Annotated in this window: 22 protein-coding genes; 10 read left to right on the top strand and 12 right to left on the bottom strand. The window is 62.0% G+C overall.

Features of this window, described 5'->3' with window-relative positions; all coding sequences use genetic code 11:
* Positions 1 to 121 precede the first annotated feature (121 nt).
* On the bottom strand, positions 122 to 1,045 hold the full coding sequence (locus tag BG60_RS07365; RefSeq protein WP_008347822.1) for a DNA-3-methyladenine glycosylase family protein: 924 nt from the start codon (positions 1,043 to 1,045) through the stop codon (positions 122 to 124).
* 160 nt (positions 1,046 to 1,205) lie between these two features.
* Between BG60_RS07365 and BG60_RS38960 the strand changes: the two genes are divergently transcribed.
* On the top strand, positions 1,206 to 1,373 hold the full coding sequence (locus BG60_RS38960) for a hypothetical protein (RefSeq protein WP_167561845.1): 168 nt from the start codon (positions 1,206 to 1,208) through the stop codon (positions 1,371 to 1,373).
* 12 nt (positions 1,374 to 1,385) lie between these two features.
* Here the strand turns inward: BG60_RS38960 and BG60_RS07360 are convergent, their stop codons facing one another.
* Both BG60_RS07360 and BG60_RS07355 read right to left on the bottom strand, forming a co-directional pair.
* Complete coding sequence (locus BG60_RS07360) at positions 1,386 to 1,748, bottom strand: hypothetical protein (protein WP_034470982.1); 363 nt, start codon at positions 1,746 to 1,748, stop codon at positions 1,386 to 1,388.
* Between the two features lie 78 nt (positions 1,749 to 1,826).
* The gene (locus tag BG60_RS07355; protein WP_034470980.1) at positions 1,827 to 2,582 is read right to left on the bottom strand and encodes a GntR family transcriptional regulator; all 756 of its coding nucleotides are present in this window, start codon (positions 2,580 to 2,582) and stop codon (positions 1,827 to 1,829) included.
* 164 nt (positions 2,583 to 2,746) lie between these two features.
* Between BG60_RS07355 and BG60_RS07350 the strand changes: the two genes are divergently transcribed.
* The 7 genes from BG60_RS07350 to BG60_RS07320 all read left to right on the top strand — a co-directional run bounded on the left by BG60_RS07350 (position 2,747) and on the right by BG60_RS07320 (position 12,721).
* A complete protein-coding gene (locus BG60_RS07350; RefSeq protein ID WP_008347825.1) occupies positions 2,747 to 3,967 on the top strand; it encodes a pyridoxal-phosphate-dependent aminotransferase family protein in 1,221 nt (406 codons plus the stop codon).
* Positions 3,964 to 4,728, top strand: coding sequence for a 2-keto-4-pentenoate hydratase (locus tag BG60_RS07345; protein WP_034470977.1), 765 nt, complete (start codon positions 3,964 to 3,966; stop codon positions 4,726 to 4,728). The genes BG60_RS07350 and BG60_RS07345 overlap by 4 nt, the downstream gene beginning before the upstream one ends.
* Positions 4,729 to 4,782: 54 nt before the next feature.
* Entirely contained in the window at positions 4,783 to 7,821 is a 3,039-nt protein-coding gene (locus tag BG60_RS07340; protein WP_008347829.1) for an FAD-binding and (Fe-S)-binding domain-containing protein, read from the top strand.
* 253 nt (positions 7,822 to 8,074) lie between these two features.
* Positions 8,075 to 9,364: an MFS transporter gene (locus BG60_RS07335; RefSeq protein WP_008347831.1), complete on the top strand. Its 1,290-nt coding sequence runs from the start codon at positions 8,075 to 8,077 to the stop codon at positions 9,362 to 9,364.
* A 65-nt stretch (positions 9,365 to 9,429) separates the two neighbouring features.
* On the top strand, positions 9,430 to 10,239 hold the full coding sequence (locus tag BG60_RS07330) for an enoyl-CoA hydratase/isomerase family protein (RefSeq protein WP_008347833.1): 810 nt from the start codon (positions 9,430 to 9,432) through the stop codon (positions 10,237 to 10,239).
* A gap of 1 nt (position 10,240) precedes the next feature.
* The gene (locus BG60_RS07325; RefSeq protein WP_081851824.1) at positions 10,241 to 11,479 is read left to right on the top strand and encodes a CaiB/BaiF CoA transferase family protein; all 1,239 of its coding nucleotides are present in this window, start codon (positions 10,241 to 10,243) and stop codon (positions 11,477 to 11,479) included.
* A gap of 93 nt (positions 11,480 to 11,572) precedes the next feature.
* Positions 11,573 to 12,721 carry a DSD1 family PLP-dependent enzyme gene (locus BG60_RS07320; protein ID WP_008347837.1) on the top strand — a complete coding sequence of 383 codons (1,149 nt, stop codon included), beginning with the start codon at positions 11,573 to 11,575 and terminating at the stop codon, positions 12,719 to 12,721.
* Here BG60_RS07320 and BG60_RS07315 read toward each other — a convergent pair.
* The 6 genes from BG60_RS07315 to BG60_RS07290 all read right to left on the bottom strand — a co-directional run bounded on the left by BG60_RS07315 (position 12,718) and on the right by BG60_RS07290 (position 19,836).
* Positions 12,718 to 13,767 carry an FUSC family protein gene (locus BG60_RS07315; RefSeq protein ID WP_033536186.1) on the bottom strand — a complete coding sequence of 350 codons (1,050 nt, stop codon included), beginning with the start codon at positions 13,765 to 13,767 and terminating at the stop codon, positions 12,718 to 12,720. The two genes, BG60_RS07320 and BG60_RS07315, sit on opposite strands and share 4 nt — an antisense overlap.
* Before the next feature lie 245 nt (positions 13,768 to 14,012).
* Positions 14,013 to 15,209, bottom strand: coding sequence for a c-type cytochrome (locus tag BG60_RS07310; protein WP_033536259.1), 1,197 nt, complete (start codon positions 15,207 to 15,209; stop codon positions 14,013 to 14,015).
* Positions 15,210 to 15,283: 74 nt separating this feature from the next.
* Positions 15,284 to 17,023: a methanol/ethanol family PQQ-dependent dehydrogenase gene (locus tag BG60_RS07305; protein WP_008347842.1), complete on the bottom strand. Its 1,740-nt coding sequence runs from the start codon at positions 17,021 to 17,023 to the stop codon at positions 15,284 to 15,286.
* Between the two features lie 240 nt (positions 17,024 to 17,263).
* Positions 17,264 to 17,545, bottom strand: coding sequence for a pyrroloquinoline quinone biosynthesis peptide chaperone PqqD (gene pqqD, locus BG60_RS07300; RefSeq protein WP_008347844.1), 282 nt, complete (start codon positions 17,543 to 17,545; stop codon positions 17,264 to 17,266).
* A gap of 66 nt (positions 17,546 to 17,611) precedes the next feature.
* Positions 17,612 to 17,686: a pyrroloquinoline quinone precursor peptide PqqA gene (gene pqqA, locus BG60_RS36745; protein ID WP_008347847.1), complete on the bottom strand. Its 75-nt coding sequence runs from the start codon at positions 17,684 to 17,686 to the stop codon at positions 17,612 to 17,614.
* Between the two features lie 206 nt (positions 17,687 to 17,892).
* A complete protein-coding gene (locus BG60_RS07290; protein ID WP_034471035.1) occupies positions 17,893 to 19,836 on the bottom strand; it encodes a sigma-54-dependent Fis family transcriptional regulator in 1,944 nt (647 codons plus the stop codon).
* Between the two features lie 352 nt (positions 19,837 to 20,188).
* On the opposite strand from BG60_RS07290, the gene BG60_RS07285 reads away from it, so the two are divergent.
* Positions 20,189 to 20,383: a hypothetical protein gene (locus BG60_RS07285; protein WP_008347853.1), complete on the top strand. Its 195-nt coding sequence runs from the start codon at positions 20,189 to 20,191 to the stop codon at positions 20,381 to 20,383.
* 134 nt (positions 20,384 to 20,517) lie between these two features.
* On the opposite strand, the gene BG60_RS07280 is transcribed toward BG60_RS07285, so the two are convergent.
* From BG60_RS07280 to BG60_RS07270, 3 genes are all read right to left on the bottom strand, one after another.
* Positions 20,518 to 21,162, bottom strand: a complete 645-nt coding sequence (locus BG60_RS07280) for a LysE family translocator (protein ID WP_008347855.1) — start codon at positions 21,160 to 21,162, stop codon at positions 20,518 to 20,520.
* A gap of 96 nt (positions 21,163 to 21,258) precedes the next feature.
* A complete protein-coding gene (locus BG60_RS07275) occupies positions 21,259 to 22,839 on the bottom strand; it encodes a sensor domain-containing diguanylate cyclase (RefSeq protein ID WP_235366219.1) in 1,581 nt (526 codons plus the stop codon).
* 198 nt (positions 22,840 to 23,037) lie between these two features.
* The gene (locus tag BG60_RS07270) at positions 23,038 to 23,874 is read right to left on the bottom strand and encodes a FadR/GntR family transcriptional regulator (RefSeq protein WP_008347857.1); all 837 of its coding nucleotides are present in this window, start codon (positions 23,872 to 23,874) and stop codon (positions 23,038 to 23,040) included.
* 213 nt (positions 23,875 to 24,087) lie between these two features.
* Here BG60_RS07270 and BG60_RS07265 point away from each other — a divergent pair, with 213 nt between their 5' ends.
* On the top strand, positions 24,088 to 25,296 hold the full coding sequence (locus tag BG60_RS07265; protein WP_008347858.1) for an ABC transporter substrate-binding protein: 1,209 nt from the start codon (positions 24,088 to 24,090) through the stop codon (positions 25,294 to 25,296).
* The last annotated feature ends 15 nt before the right edge of the window (positions 25,297 to 25,311 follow it).

Genomic DNA, 25,311 nt, shown 5'->3' with positions numbered 1-25,311 from the left:
GCTCGAAGCAGATTAGTTCATTTTTTAGACAATAGTGCGAAATGATCGGCGCCGTGTTTGCACTTTGCATGCGTGATGCCGAATGCAGGATGCAACAGCGGTCGATTGCATGCCCGAGAGTTCAGCCGCCGTGTGCAAGTCCTGTTTCCATTGCCACGCCGTTCCACAGATGCATCGCCGCATACGCTCTCCAGGGCCGCCAGCGTTCGGTACGCGCGCGCTGCTGGGCGGGCTTCACAAGCGATGGGTCGCGGCGCGCGATCGCCTGCATCAGGACGAGATCGGCTTCGGGCCAGGCGTCGGGATCGCGCAGCGCACGCATCGCGACATAGCCGACGGTCCACGGCCCGATGCCTGGCATGGCGAGCATGTCGCGTTTCACGCGTTCGGGATCGGCGCCGGGTTCATCGAGAGGAAGCGCGCCGGTTGCGACCGCGTGCGCGAAACGCTGCACGGTCTCGATGCGCTTGGTCGGCATGCCGATCTTCTCCAGATCCGCTGCGGCGAGTTCGGCGGGCGTCGGAAAGCGCCACGCGGTGCCCTCATGCGGATGGCCTTCGATCTTTTTGCCCGCGCGCTGCACGATGCGGTTCATGATCGTCGACGCGCCTTTGACGCTCACCTGCTGCCCGACGATGGTCCGCACCACAAGTTCGAAGCCGGACCACGCACCCGGCACGCGCAGGCCGGGCGCGGCTTCGACGAGCGGCGCGAGCACCGGATCGCCGGCGAGACAGCGAGCGATTTCGTGCGGATCGGCGTGCAGATCGAACATGCGCGCGAGCGGCGCGGCGAGGTCGCCGGCGTGCTGCGCCACCGCACCCTCGACATTCACGACGAGCCGATGCCTGCGTTCATGCGGCCGGACTTCGACGGTGCCCTCGGCGCCTTGCCATTCGATCGCGCGCCGATACACGCCGTCCTCGACCGACTCGACGCCCGCCGACGCGCGACCGCCGATAAATTTCAGCATCCGCGTCCAGTCGAAAGGCCGCTTGAAGGGCAGCTCGAGCGTGGCGGTCGATGTGCTGATGGTCGAATGCATTTTGAATGCCGAATGCGCGATGGTCGAATGAATGCGAATGTTACTCCGGCGAACCGGATGCCCGTCGCGGCGCCAAGCTCATTCTTCGCTAACCCTCGGCGACGACAATGCCTCACATCGACAGCAGCTAGTCCATCTCAGCCAACCGAAGGAGCCGAACATGAACGCCATCTCGATCAGCATCGTCGCCATCGTCATCACCGCTGCGCTCGCGGCCATCGCGCCGGTCACGCACTTCACGCAGCGTGAGATCGCCGTGCTGAGCGCCCATGCCGCGAACACGCGCGCCGAAGTCCAAATCGGCTCGGGTAGCGGACTGACGGCGTGATCGATGCGCCGATCAGCGGCGCGTCGCCAGTTCCATCGTGCTCGCGTTGAGCATCTGTCTGAATTCGGGATCGTGGGAAAGAATCTGGCGCGCGCTCGTGAGCAGTTGCGGGCGACGCTCCCACTGATCGGAGCGCACGACGCAGCGCGCGAGCACATCGCCGTAGATCGCATCAAGCCCTTCGCGGTCGTGCGCCGTGGTGAGTCGGGCGATGCGGACTTTCTCGTCACGCGTGAGTCCGCGTGTTAGACAGTCGACGGTCTCGCGGTCCATTCCCGCTTGGGCAGTGTCGAAGTCCGTCGAGTGATAGAAAGTAACGCCCGTGATGACGAACGCCGCGCCGAGTGCGATGCATGCCCCTCGAATCTTGGTCATCGTTTTCCCCGATGGTAGGCTCTGACGCCCTTCGCGCCATACCTTACCTTCCGCGAAATCACGCGACCGTTCTATTCGCTACCGCCCGTCCGGCGTCGGCTTGGCCGTTGAGCGCTTTCTCGATGGCGCCGGCTTCACCGTCGTCAACGTGCGCTCCGCGAGCACCGCATCGCGCTTGGAGAGCAAATGCTTGCGCAGGATCTCGCCCATGCGTCGGCCATCGCGCGTTTCGAGCGCTTCGATCATTTCTTCGTGATCGCGAATCGCGCTGTCCCACTTCGGTGTCTGGAAATTCGAACGAAAGCGCAATGCCATGAGACGCCGGTTGATCGATACGTAAGTCTGACGCAAGGCCGTATTGCGCGCCGCTTCGTTGATCTTGTCGTGGATGGCCTGGTTGCGGCTGTAGTAGCCGGAGAGATCGTTCTGCGCGCGGCACGCGAGCATCGCGTAATGCAGCGCCTTGATCTCGGCGATCTCCAGCGGCGTGATGCGCTCGCACGCGAGTTCGCCTGAGAACGCCTCCAGCCCGCTCATCAATTCGAACATCTCGCGAATTTCGAACTCGCTCATCTGCGATACCGACGCCCCCCGGTTCGGCGAAATCTCGATCAGCCCTTCGGCCGCGAGCACCTTCAACGCCTCGCGCAGCGGCGTGCGCGAAATGCCGAGCGTCTCACACAGCTTGCGCTCGTTGAGCTTGACGCCGGGAGCAAGCAAGCCTTCGACGATGAAGCCGCGCAAGTGATCGACGACGGTGTCGTGCAGACGCAGGCGCTCTAACTTCGGAAGCGAGGACGAAACGTGCACGTCTGGTAAATCGGGATTTTGCATTCAATACCTCGCAATCTATTTGCGGCAATTTTAACGCAGTGCCAGCGGAAAAAACCGCCAGCGGGTTATCCCTAGGCCGTTCGGTCTATGTATTCCTTTACCTGCGGTTGTCGCTGCGTTATTGTATTTTGCATGCAAAATTACATTTACAAGGACGCGGACCCATGTTGAAGCTCGATTTCCATCCTGCTGGCCGTCACTTCCTGCAGATCCCGGGGCCGAGCCCTGTGCCCGATCGCATCCTGCGCGCGATGAGCTATCCGACGATCGATCACCGCGGGCCGGAGTTCGGCGCGCTGGGTCTCAAGGTGCTCGATGGCATCAAGAAGATCTTCAAGACGAGCCAACCGGTGGTGATCTATCCGGCATCGGGCACGGGCGCATGGGAAGCGGCGCTTTGCAACACGCTCAGTTCCGGCGACACGGTGCTGATGTATGAGACGGGCCACTTCGCAACGCTATGGAAGAAGATGGCCGAGAGCCTCGGGCTGAAGCCGGAGTTTCTCGGTCTGCCCGGCATCGAAGGCTGGCGGCGCGGCGTACAGGCCGACATGATCGAGAAGCGTCTGCGTGACGACACGAATCACGCTATCAAGGCCGTCTGTGTCGTCCATAACGAAACGTCGACGGGCGTGACGTCGGATATCGCCGCCGTGCGACGCGCGATCGACGCCGCGAAGCATCCCGCGCTGTTGATGGTGGACACGATCTCGGGTTTGGCATCGGCTGACTATCGTCACGATGAATGGGGCGTCGACGTGACCGTTTCCGGTTCGCAGAAAGGTTTGATGCTGCCGCCGGGGATCAGCTTCAATGCGGTATCGGAGAAGGCGCGCGAGGCGTCGAAGCGCGCCACGTTGCCGCGCGCATTCTGGGATTGGACCGACATCATCGAGATGAACAAGCAAGGCTACTGGCCTTACACGCCGAACACGAACCTGCTCTACGGCCTCTCGGAAGCGCTCGACATGATCCTTGGCGAAGGGCTCGACAACGTGTTCGCGCGCCATCAACGGCTCGCGGCCGCGTGCCGCGCGGCGGTGAACGCGTGGGGACTGGAGATTCAATGCGCCGATCCCGCCGTGTATTCGCCGGTGCTGACGGGCGTGATGACACCCGAAGGCGTCGATGCCGATGCGGTGCGCAAGCTCATCTACGAGCATTTCGATCTGTCGCTCGGTACGGGGCTCGGCAAGGCGAAGGGCCGCATGTTCCGCATCGGTCACCTCGGCGATTGCAACGACCTCACGCTGATGGCCGCGCTCACCGGTTGCGAGATGGGACTGAAGCTCTCGGGTATCGCGTTGAAGGACAGCGGCGTGGCGGCGGCGATGGACTATCTGACGAGCCACGTCGCGAAGCCCGCGTTGAAGGCGGCCGCATGAGCGCCGCGTTCGACGCCGATGCGCTCGCGCGGCTTCTCGTCGACGCGCGCGCGCATCGGGCGAAGCTCGACGCGCTGCCCTTGGGCGCACGTCCGTCCGACGCCGACGATGCCTACGCGGCGCAGGACGCGACGCTGCGCGCGCTGAACGCAGACATCGGCGGATGGAAGGTCGGCGCGAAGACGCACGACGGGCCGATCCAGGGTGCACCGCTTCCCGCCGATGGCATGCATAAAACCGGTGCGCGTCTCTCGATGCTCGCGTTCGGCAAGGCCGGTCTCGAACTCGAAGTGGCATTCAGGATCGGCCGGCGCTTCGAACCGAACAGCGGACCGTATAGCGATGAAGACGTGGTCGCTGCGATCGAGTCCGTGCATGCGGTCATCGAAGTGGTCGCGAGCCGTTTCGCCGCGTGGCCCGATGTCGAAAAGCCGTGGCAACTCGCCGATTTGCAGAATCACGGCGCGTTGATCGTGGGCGAGGGCGTGCCTTACGACGCGGCGTTCCCGTTCGTATCGCCCGCGATGGCGTTCACGTTCGACGGCGCGTCGCTTTTCGACGGCGTTCCGGCGAATCCTGCGGGCGACCCGCGGCGCCTGCTCGCGTGGACGGTCAATCACAGCGTGGCGCGCGGGCTCGCGGTCGAACGCGGGACCGTGCTCACGGCGGGTTCTTACACCGGCATCGCGTTTCCGGATGTGCCCGGCACGGCCATCGGCGCGATCGAAGGCTTGCCCGCCGTCGAATTGCATTTCGCATAACGCATTCATAAGGCCAGGAACCGCAAGGCACTCCGGCACTCACCGACAGCGACGATGCTCAATTCCCCCACAGACCGGCTCGTCAAGCCGATTCATCTGATGCCCGCTTCCGCGCGTGCGCGGGTCGCGTCAACGGCGACACCGCTGCAGGCGCGATTGCAGCGCGAGCTGAAAGGCGATGTGTTGTTCGATCGCGCATCGCGCGGACGCTATGCGACCGATGCGTCGATCTATCAGATCGTGCCGCTCGGCGTCGTCGTGCCGAAGGATCAGGACGACTTGCGCGTTGCGCTGCAGATTGCCCGCGACAGCCGCGCGAGCGTGCTGGCGCGCGGCGCAGGCACGAGCCAATGCGGGCAGACAGTGGGCGAAGCGCTCGTCATTGACACGACGAAGTGGCTCAACAACATCATTCACTTCGACAAGGACGCGCGCACGGTCACGGTCGAACCGGGCGTCGTGCTCGATCACCTGAATGCGTGGCTCAGGCCGCATGGCCTCTGGTTTCCGGTGGACGTGTCGACGAGCGCGCAATGCACGATCGGCGGCATGGCGGGCAACAACTCGTGCGGCTCGCGATCGATGGAATACGGGATCATGGTGCATAACGTCGACGCGATCGACGCGATCCTCGCCGACGGTCACGAAGCGCGCTTCGGCAAGCTGTCGTCGATGACGACCGATGCACGCACGCGCGATCTCGTCGATGGTGTGCGGGGCATCGCCATGCGCGAGCAACAGGAGATGCGCGAACGCATCCCGAAGGTGCTGCGACGCGTCGCGGGTTACAACCTCGATGTCTTCGATTGTCAGAGCCCGCTTGCATTCACCAACGACGGCGAGCCGAATCTTGCAAACCTTCTGGTCGGCTCCGAAGGCACGCTCGCGTTCAGCCGTCAACTGACATTGACGCTCGCGCCGTTGCCCGCGCACAAAACGCTCGGCGTCGTGAACTTCCCGAGCTTCTACGATGCGATGGACATGACGCAGCACATCGTGAAGCTGGGGCCGGTGGCGGTCGAGTTGGTCGATCGCACGATGATCAACCTCGCGATGTCGAATCCGGCGTTTCGTCCCGTCATCGCGAAGGCTTTGGTCGGCGAGCCGGAAGCGATTCTGCTCGTCGAGTTCGCGGGCGCGGATCGCGATACGCAAGTAGCAAAGCTTGCGCAGCTCGTCGCGTTGATGAGCGATCTCGGCTTGCCGGGATCGGTCGTGCAAATGCCCGATGCGGGGCCGCAGAAGGCCCTGTGGGAAGTGCGCAAGGCCGGTCTCAACATCATGATGAGCATGAAGGGCGATGGCAAGCCGGTGTCCTTCATCGAAGACTGCGCGGTGCCGCTCGGACATCTCGCCGAATACACCAGTCGATTGACCGATGTATTCAGGAAGCACGGAACCGAAGGAACGTGGTACGCGCATGCGAGCGTCGGCACGCTGCATGTAAGGCCGATTCTCGACATGCGCCGCGACGGGGCCATCAAGATGCGCGCGATCGCCGAAGAAGCCGCGGCGATGGTGCGCGAATACAAGGGCGCGTTCTCGGGTGAGCACGGCGATGGTCTGTGCCGCGGCGAATGGGTGGCGTGGCAATACGGCCCGCGCATCAACGAGGCATTTCGCGAGATCAAGCGGCTCTTCGATCCGGAGAACCGGCTGAGCCCTGATCGCATCGTGGCGCCGCCGAAGATGGATGATGCGCGCAACTTCCGCTTTCCGCCTTCTTATCGCGAGCGTGGATTGACCCCTCGTCTCGACTGGTCGGCATGGAACGTCACCCGCGATCCATTGACGGGCGAGCACGGCGTGCCGGGATCGGGCGGCGATCTGTCCGGCGGGCTCGCGAAAGCGGTCGAGATGTGCAACAACAACGGCCATTGCCGCAAATTCGATGCAGGCACGATGTGCCCGAGCTATCGCATCACGAAGGACGAGCAGCATCTCACGCGCGGCCGTGCGAACACGTTGCGGCTCGCATTGTCGGGACAATTGGGCGATGACGGCCTCGCGAGTCAGGATGTGAAGGACGTGCTCGATCTATGCGTCTCGTGCAAGGGTTGCAAGCGCGATTGCCCGACCGGTGTCGACATGGCGCGCATCAAGATCGAGGCACGCGCCGCATGGACGCAGCGTCATGGCGTTCGATTGCGTGAGCGCCTGATTGCGTTCCTGCCGCGCTATGCGCCGTATGCGAGCCGCATGCCTGCGCTGTCGCATGTTTTCGAATCGAACATGCCGGGCGTGGCGCGCTGGCTGAAGTCGAAACTCGGTCTCGCGCGGCAACGTGCGTTTCCACGTTTCGAAAAACCGTTTCTCGCGAATGCCACGGACAAACCGGTTGCGTCTGTAACTAAGGAAGTCCTGCTCTTCGTCGACACGTTCAACAACTACATCGAACCCGAGAACGCGCGCGCAGCCAAGCGCGTGCTCGAAGCGGCAGGCTATGCGGTTCATCTGAACGTGAAGGCGGCCGAGCGGCCGCTCTGTTGCGGGCGCACGTTTCTTTCCGCCGGTCTCGTCGATGAAGCGAAGGTCGAAGCACGCCGCACGCTCGACGCACTCATGCCTTATGTCGAGCGCGGCGTGATGATCGTCGGCCTGGAGCCTTCATGTCTGCTCTCGCTGCGTGACGAGTTTCTCGGGTACGGCTATGGCGATGCCGCGCGCAAGCTGTCGCAAGCGTCGTTTCTGTTCGAGGAATTTCTCGTGCGCGAAGAAGCGGAAGGGCGATTGCAACTGAAGCTCAAACCGCTCGGTCGATCCAAGGCTCTGTTGCACGGACATTGTCACCAGAAGGCATTCGATGCCGTGCGTCCCATCGAGAAAGTGCTCGGCTGGATTCCGGGGCTCGATGTGAGAACGATCGAATCATCATGCTGCGGCATGGCGGGCAGCTTCGGATATGAAGCGGAACATTACGACGCATCGCAGGCGATGGCGGAGTTGTCGCTGCTGCCGGCTGTTCGCGCCGCACACGATGCGCTGATCGTGGCGGACGGCACGAGTTGCCGTCACCAGATCGCGGATGGTGCACAACGTGAGGCGCTTCATGTCGCGCGAGTTCTCGCCATGGCGCTCGATGCGATGGATTGAAAAGAGCAGGACAAGCGTTTCATTCACCGAAGCAAAAAAAGCGGACATCGACGAGCCGCGATCAGGAGACGAACCATGACATCACCGCGCAAACCACGCATTCGCAAACTGCGCCGCAGAACGCAATAGGCAGGCTCATACCGAGCTGCAGTCCTCATCCGACGTATTCACGTGAAGTTCCGCATGCCGTGACATCGGGCGCCTTTCGACATTCGAAGGTGGCTCGCGCACGCACGCGGCCAACAAGGAGACGATGATGTTCCGTCGAGCCACGACGCGCGTTCTACTATTGCTATGCGCGATGTATTTCATCACCTATATCGACCGGGTCAATGTCAGCACGGCGGCGGCCCAGTTTGGCGCGGAGCTTGGCCTCTCGCACACGCAAGTCGGTTTCGTGTTTTCCGCCTTTGCGTATCCGTATCTCGTGTTTCAGATCATCGGCGGATGGGTCGGCGACCGGTTCGGACCGCGGCGAACGCTCACGCTATGCGCGATCATCTGGGCGGGCGCCACCGTCCTCTCCGGTCTCGCGGGCGGCTTCGTGTCGCTGATCGTGGCTCGCGTGCTGCTCGGCCTCGGTGAGGGCGCGACCTTTCCGACCGCGACGCGCGCAATGTCGAACTGGATGCCCGCCGATCAGCGTGGTTTTGCACAAGGCATTACGCATGCAGCATCACGCATCGGCAATGCAGTGGCGCCGCCGCTCATCGTCTGGCTGATGGTCGCGACGAGCTGGCGCGGCGCGTTCATCATCACCGGCGTCATCAGTTTCCTTTGGGCGCTCGCATGGGTCTTCTATTTCCGCGATAACCCACGCGATCATCCGCGCATCACGGAAACAGAATGCGCGACGCTCGCGACGTATTCGGGTGTGAAGCAACGCACGCCTGTGCCGTGGCGCACGCTGCTCGGCCGCATGGCGCCCGTCACGGCCGTGTATTTCTGCTATGGCTGGGTTCTGTGGCTCTTTCTCGGCTGGATTCCGCAATACTTTCTGCACAGCTATCACATGCAGCTCGGCAAATCGGCGCTGTTCGCCTCGGGCGTGTTCTTCGCTGGCGTACTCGGCGACTGGCTCGGCGGCTCGCTCACCGACCGCATCCTGAGAAAGAGCGGCAACGTGCGGCTTGCGCGCAACGTGATGGTCGGCGTGTGCATGCTGCTGACGCTGCTCTCGCTCGCGCCGATCATGCTGATCTCCAATATCTCCATCACGCTCGCGGCGGTGTGCCTCTCGGCCGGCTTCTTCTTCAACGAAATGACGATCGGCCCGATGTGGTCCGTGCCCATGGATATCGCGCCCAAGCATTCGGGCACCGCGGCCGGCATCATGAATTCCGGTTCGGCGCTTGCGGCGATCATCAGCCCGGTCGTGGGCGGCTGGCTGATCGACCGCACAGGCAACTGGAACCTGCCGTTCACCGTGTCGATGATCCTGATGGCGGCCGGCATCGTCCTTTCGTTCATGATGCGCCCGGACCGTGCTCTGGAAGTCGAGGAGGAAAAGAGCGACGCGGCAGACACCCGCAAGTTCGTCTGACTCGGCGCACGCGGCGGTTCGGTGCATTTTGCATGCATTGAACCGCATCGAATAAAGCATTCAGCATGCAGCATTCAATTCTTGGAGGCGACGTGGCGGAACCATCCATCCTGATCGAGCGTGACGGCGATATCGCGACAGTCGTGATCGACCGGCCCGAGAAGCTCAACGCAATGACCAAGCACTTGTGGCGCTCGCTCGGAGAGACCATCGAGACGCTTTCCGGCGACGACACGCTGCGCTGCATCGTGCTGCGCGGCGCGGGCGAGAAAGCGTTCTCGCCGGGCAACGACATCGCGGAGTTCCGCACGGATCGCTCGAACGTCGAACAGGCGCGTACGTACGGCGCGATCATGCATCGCACTTTGCATGCATTACGCGAGTGCCGGCATCCTATCGTCGCGATGATTCATGGCATCTGCGTCGGCGGCGGTCTCGAAATCGCGGCGATGTCCGATCTGCGCATTTGCGGCGAATCGAGCCGCTTCGGCGTCCCCATCAAGAATCTCGGCCTCGTGATGGCGCATGCGGAAATGGAAGGGCTCGTGCGTCTTGCGGGGCCTGCCGTCGCGCTCGAGATTCTTCTCGAAGGACGCATCTTCGATGCAAAGGAAGCGCTTGCAAAAGGACTCGTCACGCGTGTCGTCGCGGATGGGGAAGTGACGGCGCACGCGTATGAAACCGCGCGGCGCATCGCGGACGGCGCACCGCTCGTCGCGCGCTGGCACAAGCAGTTCGTGCGCCGCGCGATGGAGCCTCAGCCGCTTACCGACGAAGAGCGCGATGAAGGCTTCGCATGCTTCGGCACTGAGGATTTTCGCATCGGCTATCAGGCCTTCCTCGACAAGATCAAACCGCAATTCAAGGGACGTTGACATGGCAGACACGAAATCGACAGTAGCGCCCGGCGCGGGACCGCTTACGGGGATGCGCGTGATCGAACTCGCGCACATCATGTCGGGGCCCATCTGCGGGATGATGCTCGCGGACATGGGTGCCGATGTCATCAAAGTGGAGAAGATCCCCGGCGGCGACGATTGCCGTCGTTTCGCACCCATTCTTGCGAGCGGCGAATCCGCGTCGTTCATGATCGTGAACCGCAACAAGCGCGGCATCGCCCTCAATCTCAAGACCGAGGGCGGCAAGGAAGTGCTGAGGAAGATGCTCGCGAGCGCGGACGTCGTGACGGAGAACTATCGGCGTGGCACGATGGAAAAGCTCGGCATGGGCTACGAAACGCTGAAGGCCGTGAATCCGGGACTCATCTACTGCGCGATATCGGGCTATGGCCGCAGCGGGCCGATGGCCGACAAGGGCGGCTTCGATCTCATCGCGCAAGGGCTGAGCGGTTTGATGAGCATGACGGGCGAGCCGGGGCAGGCGCCGATCAAGGCGGGCTCGCCCGTCACCGACATCAACGCGGGCATCCTCGCGGCGCTCGGCATCAGTGCGGCTTATGCGCGCAAGCAGGCGACCGGTCTCGGGCAGATGGTCGATACATCGCTCTTCGAAGCCGGCCTGCAGCAGATGTACTGGGCCTTCGCCAACTACTTCGCCGATGGCACCGTCCTGCCTAAAGCCGGCTCGGCCAACCCCACGAGCGCGCCGTATCAGGCGTTTCGCACGCGGGACGGCTGGGTGAACATCGGCGCGGCGAATCAGAGCAACTACGAGCGTCTCGTCGGCGTGTTGAATATTCCAGGACTCGCTGAGGACGAGCGCTTCCAGACCAACGCGGGACGTCTGAAGCATCGCGAGGCGCTCGTCGATATCCTGACGGCGCGTCTCATCGAACGCACGACCGACGAGTGGCTCGTTTCCTTCGATGCCATCGGATTGCCGAGCGGCGCGGTGTTGGGCGTGCCGGAAGCGTCGTCGCACGAGCAGGCCATGGCGCGCGGGATGATCGTCGAAACGGAGCATCCGCTTGCCGGCCCGATGCGCGGCATCGGGTTGCCGATTCACTTCTCCGAAGGCTGCACGAAGGCTTCGCGTCCCGCGCCGCTGCTCGGTCAGCACACCGGCGAAGTGCTCGACGAATACGGTTTCGACGAGGCGCGCATTCAGGCGCTCAAGGACGAAGGCGCGATTCTGGAAACGGAGGTTCCCGCGTGAAAGCGACGGGCGAGCAAATGGTTTTATGCATTCATCATGCAGTATGCAGCGCTATGATCGATGTCTGATCCAACTTCGTCGACACCCTCTGCCATGACGCTCGCACCTCCTCCCGCCGCTCGCGCGGGCGATTCGCTCGCTTCGGTCGCCACGCCTTCCCTGATGATCGATCTCGATGCCTTCGACGCCAATCTCGCGGCGATGTCGGCGTTCGCCGCGCGTCATGGCGTCGCGTTGCGTCCGCATGCGAAGGCGCACAAGTGCAGCGAGATCGCGAAGCGTCAGGTCGGCGCGGGTGCGGTCGGCGTGTGCTGTCAGAAGCTGTCGGAGGCGTATCCGTTCGCGGCGGCGGGCATCGCGAGCATTCATGTCAGCAATGAGTTCGTCGGCGCGGACAAACTCGCGATGGCCGTCGAACTCGCATCGCATGTGCATCTTTCGGTATGCGTGGATGCGTTGCCGCAAGTTCAGGCCCTCGGCGACGCAGCGGCACGCGCGGGCGTCACGATCGACGTGCTGCCGGAAGTCGATGCAGGTCAGCATCGCTGCGGCGTGACGAGCGAAGATGCGCTGCTCGCGCTCGTCGACGGCATCGCAGCGCAGAGCGCGCTGCGCTTCGCAGGACTGCAGGCGTATCACGGCGGCATCCAGCACGTCGCGGATTGGATTGCACGCAAGGCCGAAGCAAGCCGCGCCGCCGATATCGCCGCGCGCTACGTCCGCGCGCTCGATGTTCGCGGCGTGCGTTGCGGCATCGTGACGGGCGGCGGCACAGGCACTGTCGAGTTCGATGCTGCGAGTGGCGTCTTCACCGAATTGCAGCCGGGCTCGTATCTGTTCATGGACGGCGACTATGGCGGCATCGGTTGGGGCGGCGAAATGCGCTGGCGTCACAGTCTCTTCGTGCTGTCGACGGTCATGAGCGCCACGCGCCCCGGCATGGCCGTATGCGATGTCGGCCTGAAAGGGCTCGCGGTCGATTCGGGCTTGCCGCGCAGCGTGAACTGGCTCGGTGCGGGCGCCAAGGCCACGTTCAGTTATATCTCCGCGAACGATGAGCACGGCATGCTGCAAGCCCAGCACGATGCTGAAGGCGATTTCGCTGATCTCGTCGGCAAGCGTGTGCTGTTGCTGCCGGGTCATTGCGATCCGACCGTGAATCTCTACGATGAATACGTCTGCTATCGAGGCGAACGCGTGACCGACATATGGCCGATCGACGCGCGCGGTCTTTCGCGCTAAGCCCGTGACTCCTTCGGCGGATAGATCGTGGCGATCAGCGCATCGACGTCGGCAACGATCAGGCCGATCACGAACTGCGCCACTTCCTGCGCGCCGTGCGTCGCTTCCTGTTGCTCGAGCATGGCCCTGAGTTCGTTCACGGCGGAACGTGCGCGCGCGAGCTTCTCATCGTCCTGACGATTCGCTGCAAGCACGCTCGCGAGCGTCTCGAACAAAGCCTGCAATTCGCGACCGGCCGCGCCGAGCCGAGCCGCGCAAGTATCGCGATCGAGGCGCGATACAGCTTTCGCGAGAAAGAGCGCATCGCTATGGAGACGCCGCAGAAACGGTGCGGCCTTGTCGATGGCATCCGAGCGGCGGTTCTGCACGAGCACGATGATGTGTTCGCGTTCGGCTTCCTTCAACGCATCGTCGAAGGCTTTTTGCGCCTCGGTGCTTTGCGTTTCGAGGCGCGTCGCGCGAGCATCATCCCGCTCGCCCGAAAGATGGAGCGCGATCAACTGGCCGAGGCTCTTCAACGTATCGGCGACGCTGCGATGCGCGGCCGTAAGCGCACGATTGGGCCAGAGCGCCGACACGACGAAGGACGAAGCGGCGCCGATCAGAATCTCCAGCACGCGATGCATCGGCCGCTCGAAAGGCGATCCCGGTCCCGCCGGAATCAGCACGACGATCACGAGCGTCACGCACGCAAGCCTGAACGCAGGCCGCTTCGCGCTCAACGCGGCAAGCGGCACGAGCGCGACCGAAAACACCGCGAGCGGCGGCGCGCCGCGGTTCATCGCGACAATGCCGAGCACGCCCGCGATGGCGCCGATGAATGCGCCGATGATCTGATCGCGAGCAATATCGACCGCCTGCGAGAGGCTCGGTTGCGTCACGATGACGAGCGTCGTGATAAGTGCCCAGTAACCTTCGGGCAGTGCGGCCAGTCGTGCGGCGGCATAGCTGATCGCGCAACTCATCAGTGTGCGAAGAAGGCGTCTTGCTTCGGGTGCGCCGAAGAAGGCGCGCACCTGAACTCGAGTACGAGTGATCGAAGTCATGCGGTCTCGGTCGTTGACGAAACGGGACAAGCGAAGGAGACGCGAAGCATGCGCGCCCGTGCTGCATTATGCCAATGTGCACGGTGCGAAAAAATGAAGCTGTTCAGGAAGGGAAAGACAAGGCGGCACATATGCCCGATGTTTCCGGGGCACATGTGCCGCCTTCGTGTCGCGACGTAAGCATCGGCACGGCTTCCACCAGCGTCGCTATATGAGCCTGAGTGGCCGGTGCTGGCATGGCGACCTTATCGGGCCGGCCCGGCGTTGAGCGGGAGTTTCGACGCGCGGGCACTGTCGGCTGTCATCTTTGCACCGCCGGGCTTGTAGCCGTTCGACATCAGCAGGAAGGCCATGATGTCGGCATAGTCCTGGTCCTTCATCTTGCCTGGACGGTCCGCGGGCATGTTGGTGGCCATGTAGGTGAAGATGCCGCCCACGGTGAGATGCGAATTCGACGGCGGTGCGAACGACGGACCTTGCAACGCGGGCGCTGTGATGCCTTGCAACTGTGCCCCATGGCACTTCGCGCACGAGCTCGAATAAAGCGCCTTGCCGTGCGTCGTTTGCGCTTGTTCGAACGTCGGCGGCTCGACGGTTCCCTCATTCGCGACCTTGATGAAGCGGCCGGCGCGCGCGCCATTCATGTCGGCGAGCATGATGCCGGAGTGCTTCGACGGTGCTGCAGAAGACGATGCAGTTTGCACGGGCAACGCCCACTGTTTCGTGAGCGCCTGAAGGCGGCCATCGTCGATCATCGATTTGAGCGCATCGTCGATGCGCGGACGCAACGCAGCGCTCCTGTCGCCGAATGCGAATGCCAGATGCCAGTCCGCGTAGGGCGAATTCGCGGCTGCGACGGTGAAGCTCTGTTGCGGATGCGCAATGCGATAAGCCACGACAGCGGGATACCACACGATCGCACGATAAGCGCGTCCGTTCGCGACTGCATCGACGGTCGATGCCGACGTGTTCTCCAGATCGAGCGTCACGTCGCGCTGCTGCACGGCGATCAGTTGTGCGGGGCTTGCATAGGTCGCGGCGACCGTGCGCTTTGCGGCATCGTTCAGAAGCACGTCAGGCGCTTCGATGCTGACGTAGCCCGCACGCAGATAGCCGCGCGAGAATTGCATCTTGCCACCCGATGCATCGGCGACGGTGGAACGGGGAAAGCCAGCGATCACATCGCAATCGCGCGCGAGCGTCTTGTCGAGTTCGTGAAGCGACACGCCGTCGTCGTCGCCTTCGCCGATACCGTGCGATACGAACGTTGCTGCGATGTTGGCGCGGGCGAAGACCGCTTGCGCGACGCTGCGGTCCAGCGCGGCCGAAGGACTGCCGGGAAACGTGCAGATCTTCACGGCCGCGTCGGAAGCCGATGGTGCGAGCGCGATGCATGCGGCCAGCATGCCTGCTGCGCGAATGGAGTTGAGCGAATGATTCATGTCGAAGCGTCCGGTGATGTCGGTGAGCACCGCAAGCGCGCGGCGATGCGCGCTCGCGGTTCGATCAGCATGGGTCAGGCGCGATTGAGCGCGAACACATAGAGCGTGCCGCCGCGCGGCACCTTGTCCGCGGCCTTCGCCATCGGTCCGCCCCAGATCGGATTGGCGCCACCGTATCCCGCGAGAATGGCAACGTATTCCTTGCCGTCGATCTCGTACACCGAAGGCTGGGCGATGATGCCGCTCGCGAGTTTGGGGCTTTGCCACAAGACCTTGCCGGTCTTTTCATCGAACGCGTAGAGATGGCCGTCGAGCGAGCCGCTGAATGCGAGGCCGCCCGCCGTCGTCGCGACGCCGCCGTTCCAAGGCAGCTTGGTCCAGTGGCTCCAGATCTTCTTGCCGGTGTCGACATCGATCGCCTGCAGTTCGCCGTAGCCCTTGCTGTTCGGTTCCGGCTTGATCTCGAAGCCTTCGCCGAGATAGGGCAGGCCTTCCATGTAGTTCACCGATTTGCCGGACAGGGACATGCACGCATGCAGCGCCGGCACGAAGGCTATATGTTTCTGCGGATCGTATGAAACGGACCACCAGTTCTTGCCTCCGAGGAAGCTCGGACACGTTTCGATGGTCGTGCCGGTCTTCGGATACTTGGCGGGATCCTGAATCGGCTTGCCATCGTCCGTATAGCCTGTGACCGATGTCGCGGTGACGAAGGGCCGCGCATAGATTAGCTTGCCGTTGCTGCGATCGATCGCATGGAAAAAGCCATTGCGGTCTGCGTGAATGATCGCGTCGTAGTCCTTGCCCTGATACTTGATGTTCGCGAGTACCGGCGTATTGACGCCGTCATAGTCCCACGTGTCATTCGTCGTGTATTGATAGTGCCACTTGAGGTCGCCCGTCTTCGGATCGAGCGCGAGCAACGAGTCGGAATAGAGGTTGTCGCCAGGACGAAGATCGGCGAGCCACGGTCCCGGATTTCCGACGCCCCAATAAAGCGTCTTGCTCGCCGCATCATAGGTGCCGGTGAGCCACGCGGGGGCGCCGCCATGCTCCTGCATGCCATCGGGCCATGTGTTGCCGCCGGGCTCCTTCGCGCCGGGCACCGTATAGCGTTTCCACAGCATCTTGCCGTCGTTGGGATCGAGTGCTGCGATGAAGCCGCGCGCGCCATACTCGCCGCCCGAGCTGCCGACGACGAGCGCGCCATCGAGTGCGAGCGGTGCGAGCGAGAACGCATATCCGACGCCCGGATCGAACATCGCCTTCTTCCACACGAGCGAGCCCGTTTGCGCATCGAGCGCGGCCACTTCGCCGTTCAACATCGCGACATAAACGTTCTTGCCGTATAACGCGACTCCGCGATTGACCACATCGCAACATGCGGTCTTGAACGATTTCGCATCGAGATTCGGCTCGTATTTCCAGAGTTGTTTGCCCGTTGCGGCATCGAATGCATAGACGTTGTCCTTGGGCGTCGTCACGAAGAGAAAGCGACCGTTGACGATGGGCGTGGCCTCGAAGCCTTGCTGCAAGTCCTTTGGAAACTTGTAGCTCCACACCTGCTTCAGGTTCTTCACGTTGCTCGTATCGATCTGCTTGAGCGGCGAATGCCCATGACCGTTATACGTGCGGTAATACGTGAGCCAGCCGGGGTCGTCTTGCGCGTTCGCGAGGCGTTCATAGCTGACGTCCGGGTACTGCGCCGGTGTGCCTTCCGCCGCGATGGCAAGATGCTGCGCCACGCTGAACGCAGCGACGGCACCTGCTGCAAGGGCCGCGACGCGCAGGGCCGGACTGAAGCGAATGTTCATCGTTGTCTCCTGGATATTGTCGATGCAACGTCTTATTGAAACTCGATAGCGATGCGAAGCAGTTGCGACGTCATCAAGGCAAGTCATGTGCCATCGACGACCGATACGCGCAATCGCCTTGCTGTACGCGGTTGTCGCGTCCAAAGCGCTCAATGCGGGCGCATTGAGGCGTTATTGAAGAGGTGTTGCATCGTGGAGCAGTGGGACGTTTGACGTGTTGCCCGATGTGACAACGCGAGCTCAGGCGAGCCAACCTAGTCGACGTGCTGCATCGACGAAGCGATAGACATCCGCGGCGAGACCTGCGATGCCGAAGCGCGTCTCCAGTTCGCCGATGATCTCGTCGAGCGCGCGCGTGCCATCGCAGCGTGCGAGTATCTCGCCCGCGCTGCGGTTCAGTTCGACGCTGCCGTGCCGATGAACGATCTCGCACGTTTGCATGTCCGCATGCCAATGCAGCTTGAATGACGCACGCAGGCGCGGGCGCGTGCATGCGTCCGCATGCGCGGTCGTAGAGTTCATGTGGGACGGAAAGGGAAGGGTGCAGGCCCGGGGCAGATTCGCCCCAGGCTTGCCGTCATCGAAGGATCAACGTGTAGCGATGTACATCGTGATCTCGAAGCCGAAGCGCAGGTCGGTGAAGGCGGGTGTCGTCCATTGCATGTTCATCTCCTTGATGATGTTCGAGTTGGATCGCGAGCCGTTTCGCGACCGGTCCTCGAAATGCAAGGTCCATGCCTTCGATCATCGACAGTGCATGTGCACGCTCTTTGCCTTTCAATTCGATTTCGATGACGCGCAATGGATGTGACGATGTTGTTCCGCATCGCAACAAGGGTGTACCGAAGTGAAACACTGCACTGAACAACTCATTGCTCCACCTGTGAACAAGCGGGCATCTTTCGATAGATGGTGTTGCGCGATATGCCCAAGGCGCGCGCGGCGGCGGAGACATTGCCACGATGTTGCGCGAGCGCCGCCGCGATCACGGATGCCGTGACTTCCTGCAGGCGTCCCGAAGCGAGCGCCGATGCAGCGCATGCTTCGGACACGCGATGCACGTTGGCGCGAGGTTCATCGAAGAAGTCTTCCGGTAGATGTTGCCGGCGAATGCAGCCGTCGTCGTCGACCATCGCTGCAGCAGTGCGTAGCAAGTTGCACAGTTGCCTGAAGTTGCCGGGCCACGCATAGCGCTCGAAGAGCGCCATTACGTCATCGTCGATGGACAGGCGCATGCCGCTCCCATCATCGGCGCTTACGGCGTGGAGCATCTTCGTGATCACGGCTGCGAGATCGGTGCGTTCGCGCAATGGCGGTAGTTTGACGACGAGCCCGTTCAGACGGTAGTACAAGTCCTCACGGAAGCGATTCTGCTCGATCATCTCGCGCAGGTTACGGTGCGTCGCGCAGATGATGGCGACATCGACAGGAATCGACTTGCTGGAGCCGAGCGGATCGACGACGCGCTCTTGCAGCACGCGCAAGAGGCGCACTTGCAGCGGGTAGGGCATGTCGCCGATTTCATCGAGAAAGAGCGTGCCGCCATTGGCCTGTAGCAGCTTGCCCGCCGCGCCCTTGCGCCGTGCGCCCGTGAACGCGCCTTCCTCATAACCGAAGAGTTCCGATTCGATCAGGTTCTCCGGGATCGATGCGCAGTTCACCGCGACGAACGGCCCCGCGCGACGCGGCGAATCGCTGTGAATGGCTTGTGCGAGCAGTTCCTTGCCGGTGCCGGTTTCGCCGGTGATGAGTATCGGTATGTCCTTGCCGATGACCTTGCGTACCTTGCCGATGACCGCGGCCACTTTCGGGTCGCCCGTGTCGAGCGATGCGAGCTTCGACGATGAATCGATCGCAGCCGATGCGCGCGGCGCGGATCTCATCGGCACGGACGTGGACGGAGTTTCGACGAAAGGCGCGCGGTTGAGGCGCACGCGGGCGCATACCACTGCGCCATTGTTGAGATCGAGCGACATGTGCGGCGCGCGGCTCGCTTGCGAACGATCGATCAGTTGCGCGCTGGTCAGTCCGAAGAGCGACGACAGCGTATGTGCGCGCAGCGCCGAGAGCGGCAAGCCGAACTGAAACTGCGCGCTGCGATTGGCGGAGAGAAAACGTCCATCGCAGGTGAAGGCCATGATCCCTTCCATCAGCGTGCCGAGAAACTCGGGGCGGCAGTGAAATGCGATCTGCAACATCCCCTGAAAAGTGCTGGAAAACAGGTGGTTTTCGATCATCTGGACGGACATGCGCGCGAGGGCCATCGTGTGTCGATGGTAGCTGCGATGATCGCCGGTGACGTCGAGCACGCCGATCAGATCGCCGTACGGATCGAGAATCGGCACGCTGGAGCAGGTCAGAAAACGATTGGCCGCAAGATAGTGTTGATCGCCGTGCACGACCGTCGGCGAGCGTTCTGCGATGGCCGTGCCGATGGCGTTGGTCCCTTGCCGTTCCTCGGCCCAGTTCGCCCCCGCCCTGAGCGCGACCTTTTCTGCGCGTGCGAGGAAGTCGTCATCGCCTGTGGAGTGGAGGATGAGCCCTTGTGCGTCGGTCAGTACGATCATGCTTTGCGTGTTGACGATCTGTTCACGCAGCGTTTCCATCACCGGCGTCGCGTGCGCGCATAGCACGCGGTTCTGCTCGAGCTTGAGGAGCAACTCGCCTTCGGTAAGCACGTCGTAGTCGGGTCGTGTCGAGGCGTTCAGACCGAATGTCTCGGAGCGTTCGTGCGCCTTGCGTATCGCGGGAATCAGCCAGGCGCTCTGTCGTTCATCGTGGGTAGCCGCGATCTCGTGGATGTTGTCTTGCATCGTCTCCTCCGTTGTGCAAGTGCCGGTCATGTCGCCGGATATTTGAGCGGGGAGAAAAGCAAGTCCTGCGCCAATGAGCGCCGTCGACGGCTGTTGTTGGCTAATCGAAAGGATGCGGGATGTCATCGTGACGCCGACAGCTCCGCGGACGTTGTGTTGGGCTGCGTATGACTCGACGCGCTGACGGAGCACGTGTGTCTGCACCCTGCGAGCGCGCCGCGCAAGGCGCTGCGGGCATTCGAGCGTTGCGCCCGCGCGTTGGCATATCCAATGCAAAAGACCAGGCGAGCGCCGACACACGCTCGATTCGACTCAAACGAACGCTTGCTCATGCACCGTAAGGAGAAACACCATGACGAACCTGAAGCTCGACGATCTGCAACATAGTCAGGAGCTTTCCGCTTCCGAGATGAAGCGCATCATCGGCGGAGACAAAAAGGAGCCAGCCGGCAGACCCATCCATATCGACGCTCAGAGCGGCGTGCTGACGTTCAAGGACGGCTCGAAGTGGACGATGGATCTTGACGGCAAGTTGCATCCGCTGTGATTCGCGCGCATCGATGCTGCGTGCAGGAAGGCCGGACGAGCCTCGCGGCGCGGCCGGCCTTTTGCCTTTTGCCTTTTGCCTTTTGCATTCAGAGTTTCCGAAGGCTTTTTGAGTTACGCGTTTTGCATGCGAAATCAAAGGCCGGTTCGACCCGCCGTCAGCACGAGGCGCAGGCCGAGCATCGCGATGACGCTCGCTGCGAAACGGTCGATCCGCTTCCTCGCCCGCAGATACATCTCGCGCGGACGCTTGCTTGAGAAGCCAAGCGCGACGATGGTGTACCAGCCCGTCTCGATCACGAAGACCATAGGCGGCAATACGAAGTAGCACCACAGCGGAGGATGCTGCGGCAAGAGCGCCGCGAAAATGCTGCCGTACCAGATGGCTGTCTTGGGATTGCTCAGTTGCGTCGAGAGGCCAAGCCAAAAGGACTTTCGAGCGCGCCCGGTGAGCCGGGACGCGCCGTCCGTTGCCGGCATCTCCATCGGCTGCGCGGCGCCCCGCCAAATCTTCGACGCCACATAAATCAGATACAGGCCACCGGCGACCTTCAGCGCGAGATAGAGCCACTCGACGGCAACGAGCAGCGTGTACAGTCCCGCGAGGGCGACGCCGCCGAAGAAGATGCCGCCCACGCCCATGCCGAGCGCGGTCGCGAGGCCATCGGCGCGTGATATGCCGATGGCATTGCGCGCCACGATTACGAAGCTCGGGCCCGGAATCATCGCGCCCAGCAACAGTGAAAAGAGAATCGCGAGTACGGCGGTCGAAGCGGTCATCGGAATAACTCCTTCGGATGTGCAGTTTGAATGCGGCATGCAAAACGCCGGATTGCATTCACGACGCATGATACGTCCGACTTCACGTGCATCGCGTCAGGCGCCGCTGCCGGCGACGCTGTCTTCGTGGATGGCGCGATTGCGCCCGCTGCGTTTGGCGAGATAGAGCGCGGCGTCGGCATTGTTCAGCAACTTGAGCGCGTCGTCGTTATGGCGTGGCGAGGCCGTGGCAATGCCGATGCTGATCGTCAGCACGCTCCTTGGCGCCGCGCTGTGAGGAATGGCGAGTTGTTCCACGTTCTCGCGCAGACGCTCGGCAAATGTGAGCGCGCCGCTCGCCGCGGCGCCCGGCAAAACCACGACGAATTCTTCGCCGCCATAGCGCGCGACGATGTCGCCGGGGCGCTTCGCGGCATTTTGTATGCAGTCGGCCACGGCGATGAGCGCGTCGTCGCCCATCGCGTGACCGTAGGTGTCGTTATAGAGCTTGAAGTGGTCCACGTCGATGAATAGCGCGGACAGGGGCTGATCGACGCGGCGCGCTCGCCGCCATTCTTCGTCGAGCTGCCGGTCCAGCGCGCGGCGGTTGCATAGTCCGGTGAGCGCATCGGTACCCGCGAGCCGTTGCAGCTTCTCTTGCGCAATTGCTCGCGAGCGCAGTGAAATTGCGAGCAGCCATGAGATGACGATGAAGCCGCCTCCGAACGCCATCGTCAATCCGCCGATGACGAGGCTGCGTTCGCGCCACGCCGCGAGGACGTCATCCTCGGCGGGCGCGACCGCCGCGATCAATCGGGTGCCGGGTACGTGCTGGAATGTATAGAGCCGCCTGACGCCATCGAGCGGAGACCGTGAGATGTATGAGCCTGAAGCCGCGTCGCGCATCGCGGCGAAGGTCGGTGACTTCGCGACGTAGCCGTCGCTATCGCCTGGCAGCGCAGGCTTGCGCGCGATCATCACGCCATCCTGCTGCACGATGAACACCGCGCCCGAAGTGCCGAGCTTCACGCGCGACAGCAGGTCCTTGAAGTAGGAGACGTTCAAGGCGATCACGGCGACGCCCGCAAACGAGCCATCCGATGCATCGATGCGCCGGCTCAATGCGAGCGAAGCCGCGCCCTTGCGCAATCGCGACGCATAGGGTCCGGAAATGTAGAGACCGGCGTCGGGGTGCTCGGCGTGGACCTTGAAGTAGTCGCGATCGTTGAAGAGCAAGTCCGCATGATCGGAAGGATCGCGTTCCATGACGATGCGTCCCTCGCGATTCATCACGAATGCGCCGCCGACGGAGTTCATGCCGGTGGCGCCATCGAATAGAACAAGCTTGCGCAGATCAGGCGGAAGCCCCATTACGGCAGGGTTTCTAACGCCATTGACGATGGTGCGCAGCGACAGGTCGCTCGATTCGATATTGCGCGCGATATCGGCGCTCAAGGTGGCGACGAGGTTGGCCGCAGCCTGATGCGCGTTTTGCAGCGCTTGCGCGCGTCCCTGCCACAGCGCGGCAAACGACAACACGGCCATACAAATGGCGATGGCGGTGCCGATAAGACCAGCGAGCGCCGGAAAGTGCGAAAACACTTCGGCGAAGCGGATTGCGGCGGTGCTGTTGCGTCGCATCAACCGGCGACTGACCATGCGTCCGGTCTTACGAACGGCTTTTAATCTGGCGGGCATTCAGGTTCTCCGCGCGGCGCGATTTCCGCACATCCGGGCACGACATGATGTGCGGCGCGACTGCGCTATGCGTCGAAAAACTCCGTATCTTATGGATTGGTTTGCATCTTATGCGCTATGTGGTGAACAGCGCCGCGCGTATTTGCACCCCGATTGTAGTCGCTCAGGCTCAATCCTTTCTTCACGGCCATGCTCGAATCACCCGCCGCGCCCGCCCATGCGCTTGCGAATCTCCGAGTCGAGAATGAGCCGCCCGCGCAGCTTGCCCTTCATGCGCTTCACATAGCGCGGCGCCTCGGTCATGTGAATCACCATCAGTTCTCGAACCTTGTCCGCGTCCCGCGCGCGCGCCGCTTCGGTGATCGCCTTGTGAATCTTCACGTTCGCGCGGCCGAAGCGTTCATGTTCGGCTTGCGGCGTGTCGTTCCTGAACTCGATGAGTTGCCGGATCATTTCGTTGATCAACTCGCAGGTGAAGCGCAAAAACGGATTGGGATTCGCAGCGGCCAGAATATCGTGGAAGTTCACGTCTTCCTGTCGTTGCCGGACGATGTCGCGATTCGCGTGCGCCGAGGCCGGCTCGTCGCAACAAGCGATGTTCGCTTCCAGCGCGTTGAAGTCATCGTCGGTGAGATGCGGCACTGCGCCCGCAGCGAGCTCCGGTTCGAGCAACTGACGCACCGTATAGATATCGTCGATGGTCACGTCCTTGAAGAACAGATAGTTCTGCAAGAGTTGCAAGGTGCGATCGAGCGGTACCTCGACGATCGTGCCGCCACCCGAAGGTCCCGTCGTCACTTTGATCAGCCCTTGCACTTCCAGCGATTTGAGCGCCTCGCGCGTCGTGCTCTTGCTGACGGAAAAGAGCTGCTGCAATTCCACTTCACGCGGCAGCTTGTCGCCGGGCTTCAGGTTCTTTTCCGTGATCAGCCGCTTGATTTCTTCGGCGACGAGATCCGCGCGCTTGGGCTGTTTGATCGGCTGCTGCGCGATTTCGATTGCCGCCCCGGTGCGTTTTGCACGCTCCATCACCATGTCGATGCTCCCTGTCTTTGTCTGCTTTATACGCGTGCGTGTCGCGAATTCGCAGACTGGAATATTGCCTTATTGACACCCGAATTTATTGTTCCTAGCATCGGGTTCATTCTATTTATCATGATAAATAGAATGAAGCGAGCCGAGGTTTGAACCTACCACGAAAAAAAAGCGGGGCGGCTGCGCGGGTCATCTTCTCAAGGAGCGTCAATTTTGAATCGCCGAAACATGTTGAAGCTGGCCGCGCTGTCGGCCATTCCAGGATCGTTCGAAGCGCTCGTCGCAAGAAGCGCCTTTGCGCAGGGCTCGCCGATCCAGTTCGCATGCCCTGTGCCGATGTCCGGTCCGTTCGCGGCCAATGGCAAGTACGCCGATCTCGGCATGAAGCTGGCTATCGAACAATACGGCAAGGTGCTGGGTCAACCGCTCGCCTATGCGACGCTCGACACCGAGGGAAAACCCGCAACGGCCGTGCGCCGCGTGCAGGAAATCGCGCAGCAGAAGAACGCACGTTATTTCGCGGGCGGCATTCTTTCGTCGGAAGCACTCGCGATGGGCAAGGAAGCGGAGAAGGCCGGCGGCATCTTCATCACGACTGCGGGCGCCGACGAACTCACCGGCAAGGATTGCAACAGCGCGACGTTTCGCTGGTCAGTGCCCACTTTCGGCGCGATCGAGCAAACGGTGCGGCCGCTCATTCAGTCGATGCCCAATGCAAAGCGCTGGTACACGATCACGCCGCAATACGTGTTCGGAGACGGGCTTTTATCGGCGGCGAAGAACATCTTCAAAGAGAAGGGTATCGAGCATGTGGGCAACAGCTATCACTCGCTCAATGAAAAAGAGTTCAGCGGTTATTTGACGAATGCTGTCGCGGCGAAGCCCGATGTTCTTCTTATCCTCAACTTCGGCTCGCAATCATCGGACACGTTGCGTCAGGCCGTGAGCTTTGGCATGAAGAACAACTGCACGATCCTGATGGCATGGGCGTCGGGGCTGGAGCAATTCGAAGCACTCGGACCGGAAATCTGCGAGGGCGTCTATTTCGGCGCGCAATACTGGCATGCGGTCGATACGCCGCTCAATCAGGACCTCGTCAAGCGCGTGAATGCGGCTTATAAGTCGAACCCTAACTATAGCCTCGCGGGTTCGTACATCTGCACGAAGATTTTGCTCGACGGCATCGTAAAAGCGGGCACCGCCGACCCGAAAAAAGTCGTCGCTGCGCTGCAAGGCATGAAGTACGCGGGCCTGACCGGGCCGGAGGAAATTCGCGCGGGCGATCATCAGGTGTTGAAGAACTACTATCTTCTCAAAGGCAAGCCCAAGAGCAAGATGAAGGATAAAGACGATTACGCCGACATCGTGAGTTCGGGCCAGTCGTTCCTGCCGCTCGACAAGACGCAATGCAAGCTTGCGTGATCGCCTGATCTTGTG

Source organism: Caballeronia zhejiangensis, from assembly GCF_000698575.1.
Taxonomy (GTDB): Bacteria; Pseudomonadota; Gammaproteobacteria; order Burkholderiales; family Burkholderiaceae; genus Caballeronia; species Caballeronia zhejiangensis.
Note: the sequence above shows the minus strand (reverse complement) of the source record. Positions and strands in the feature narration are given on the sequence as shown.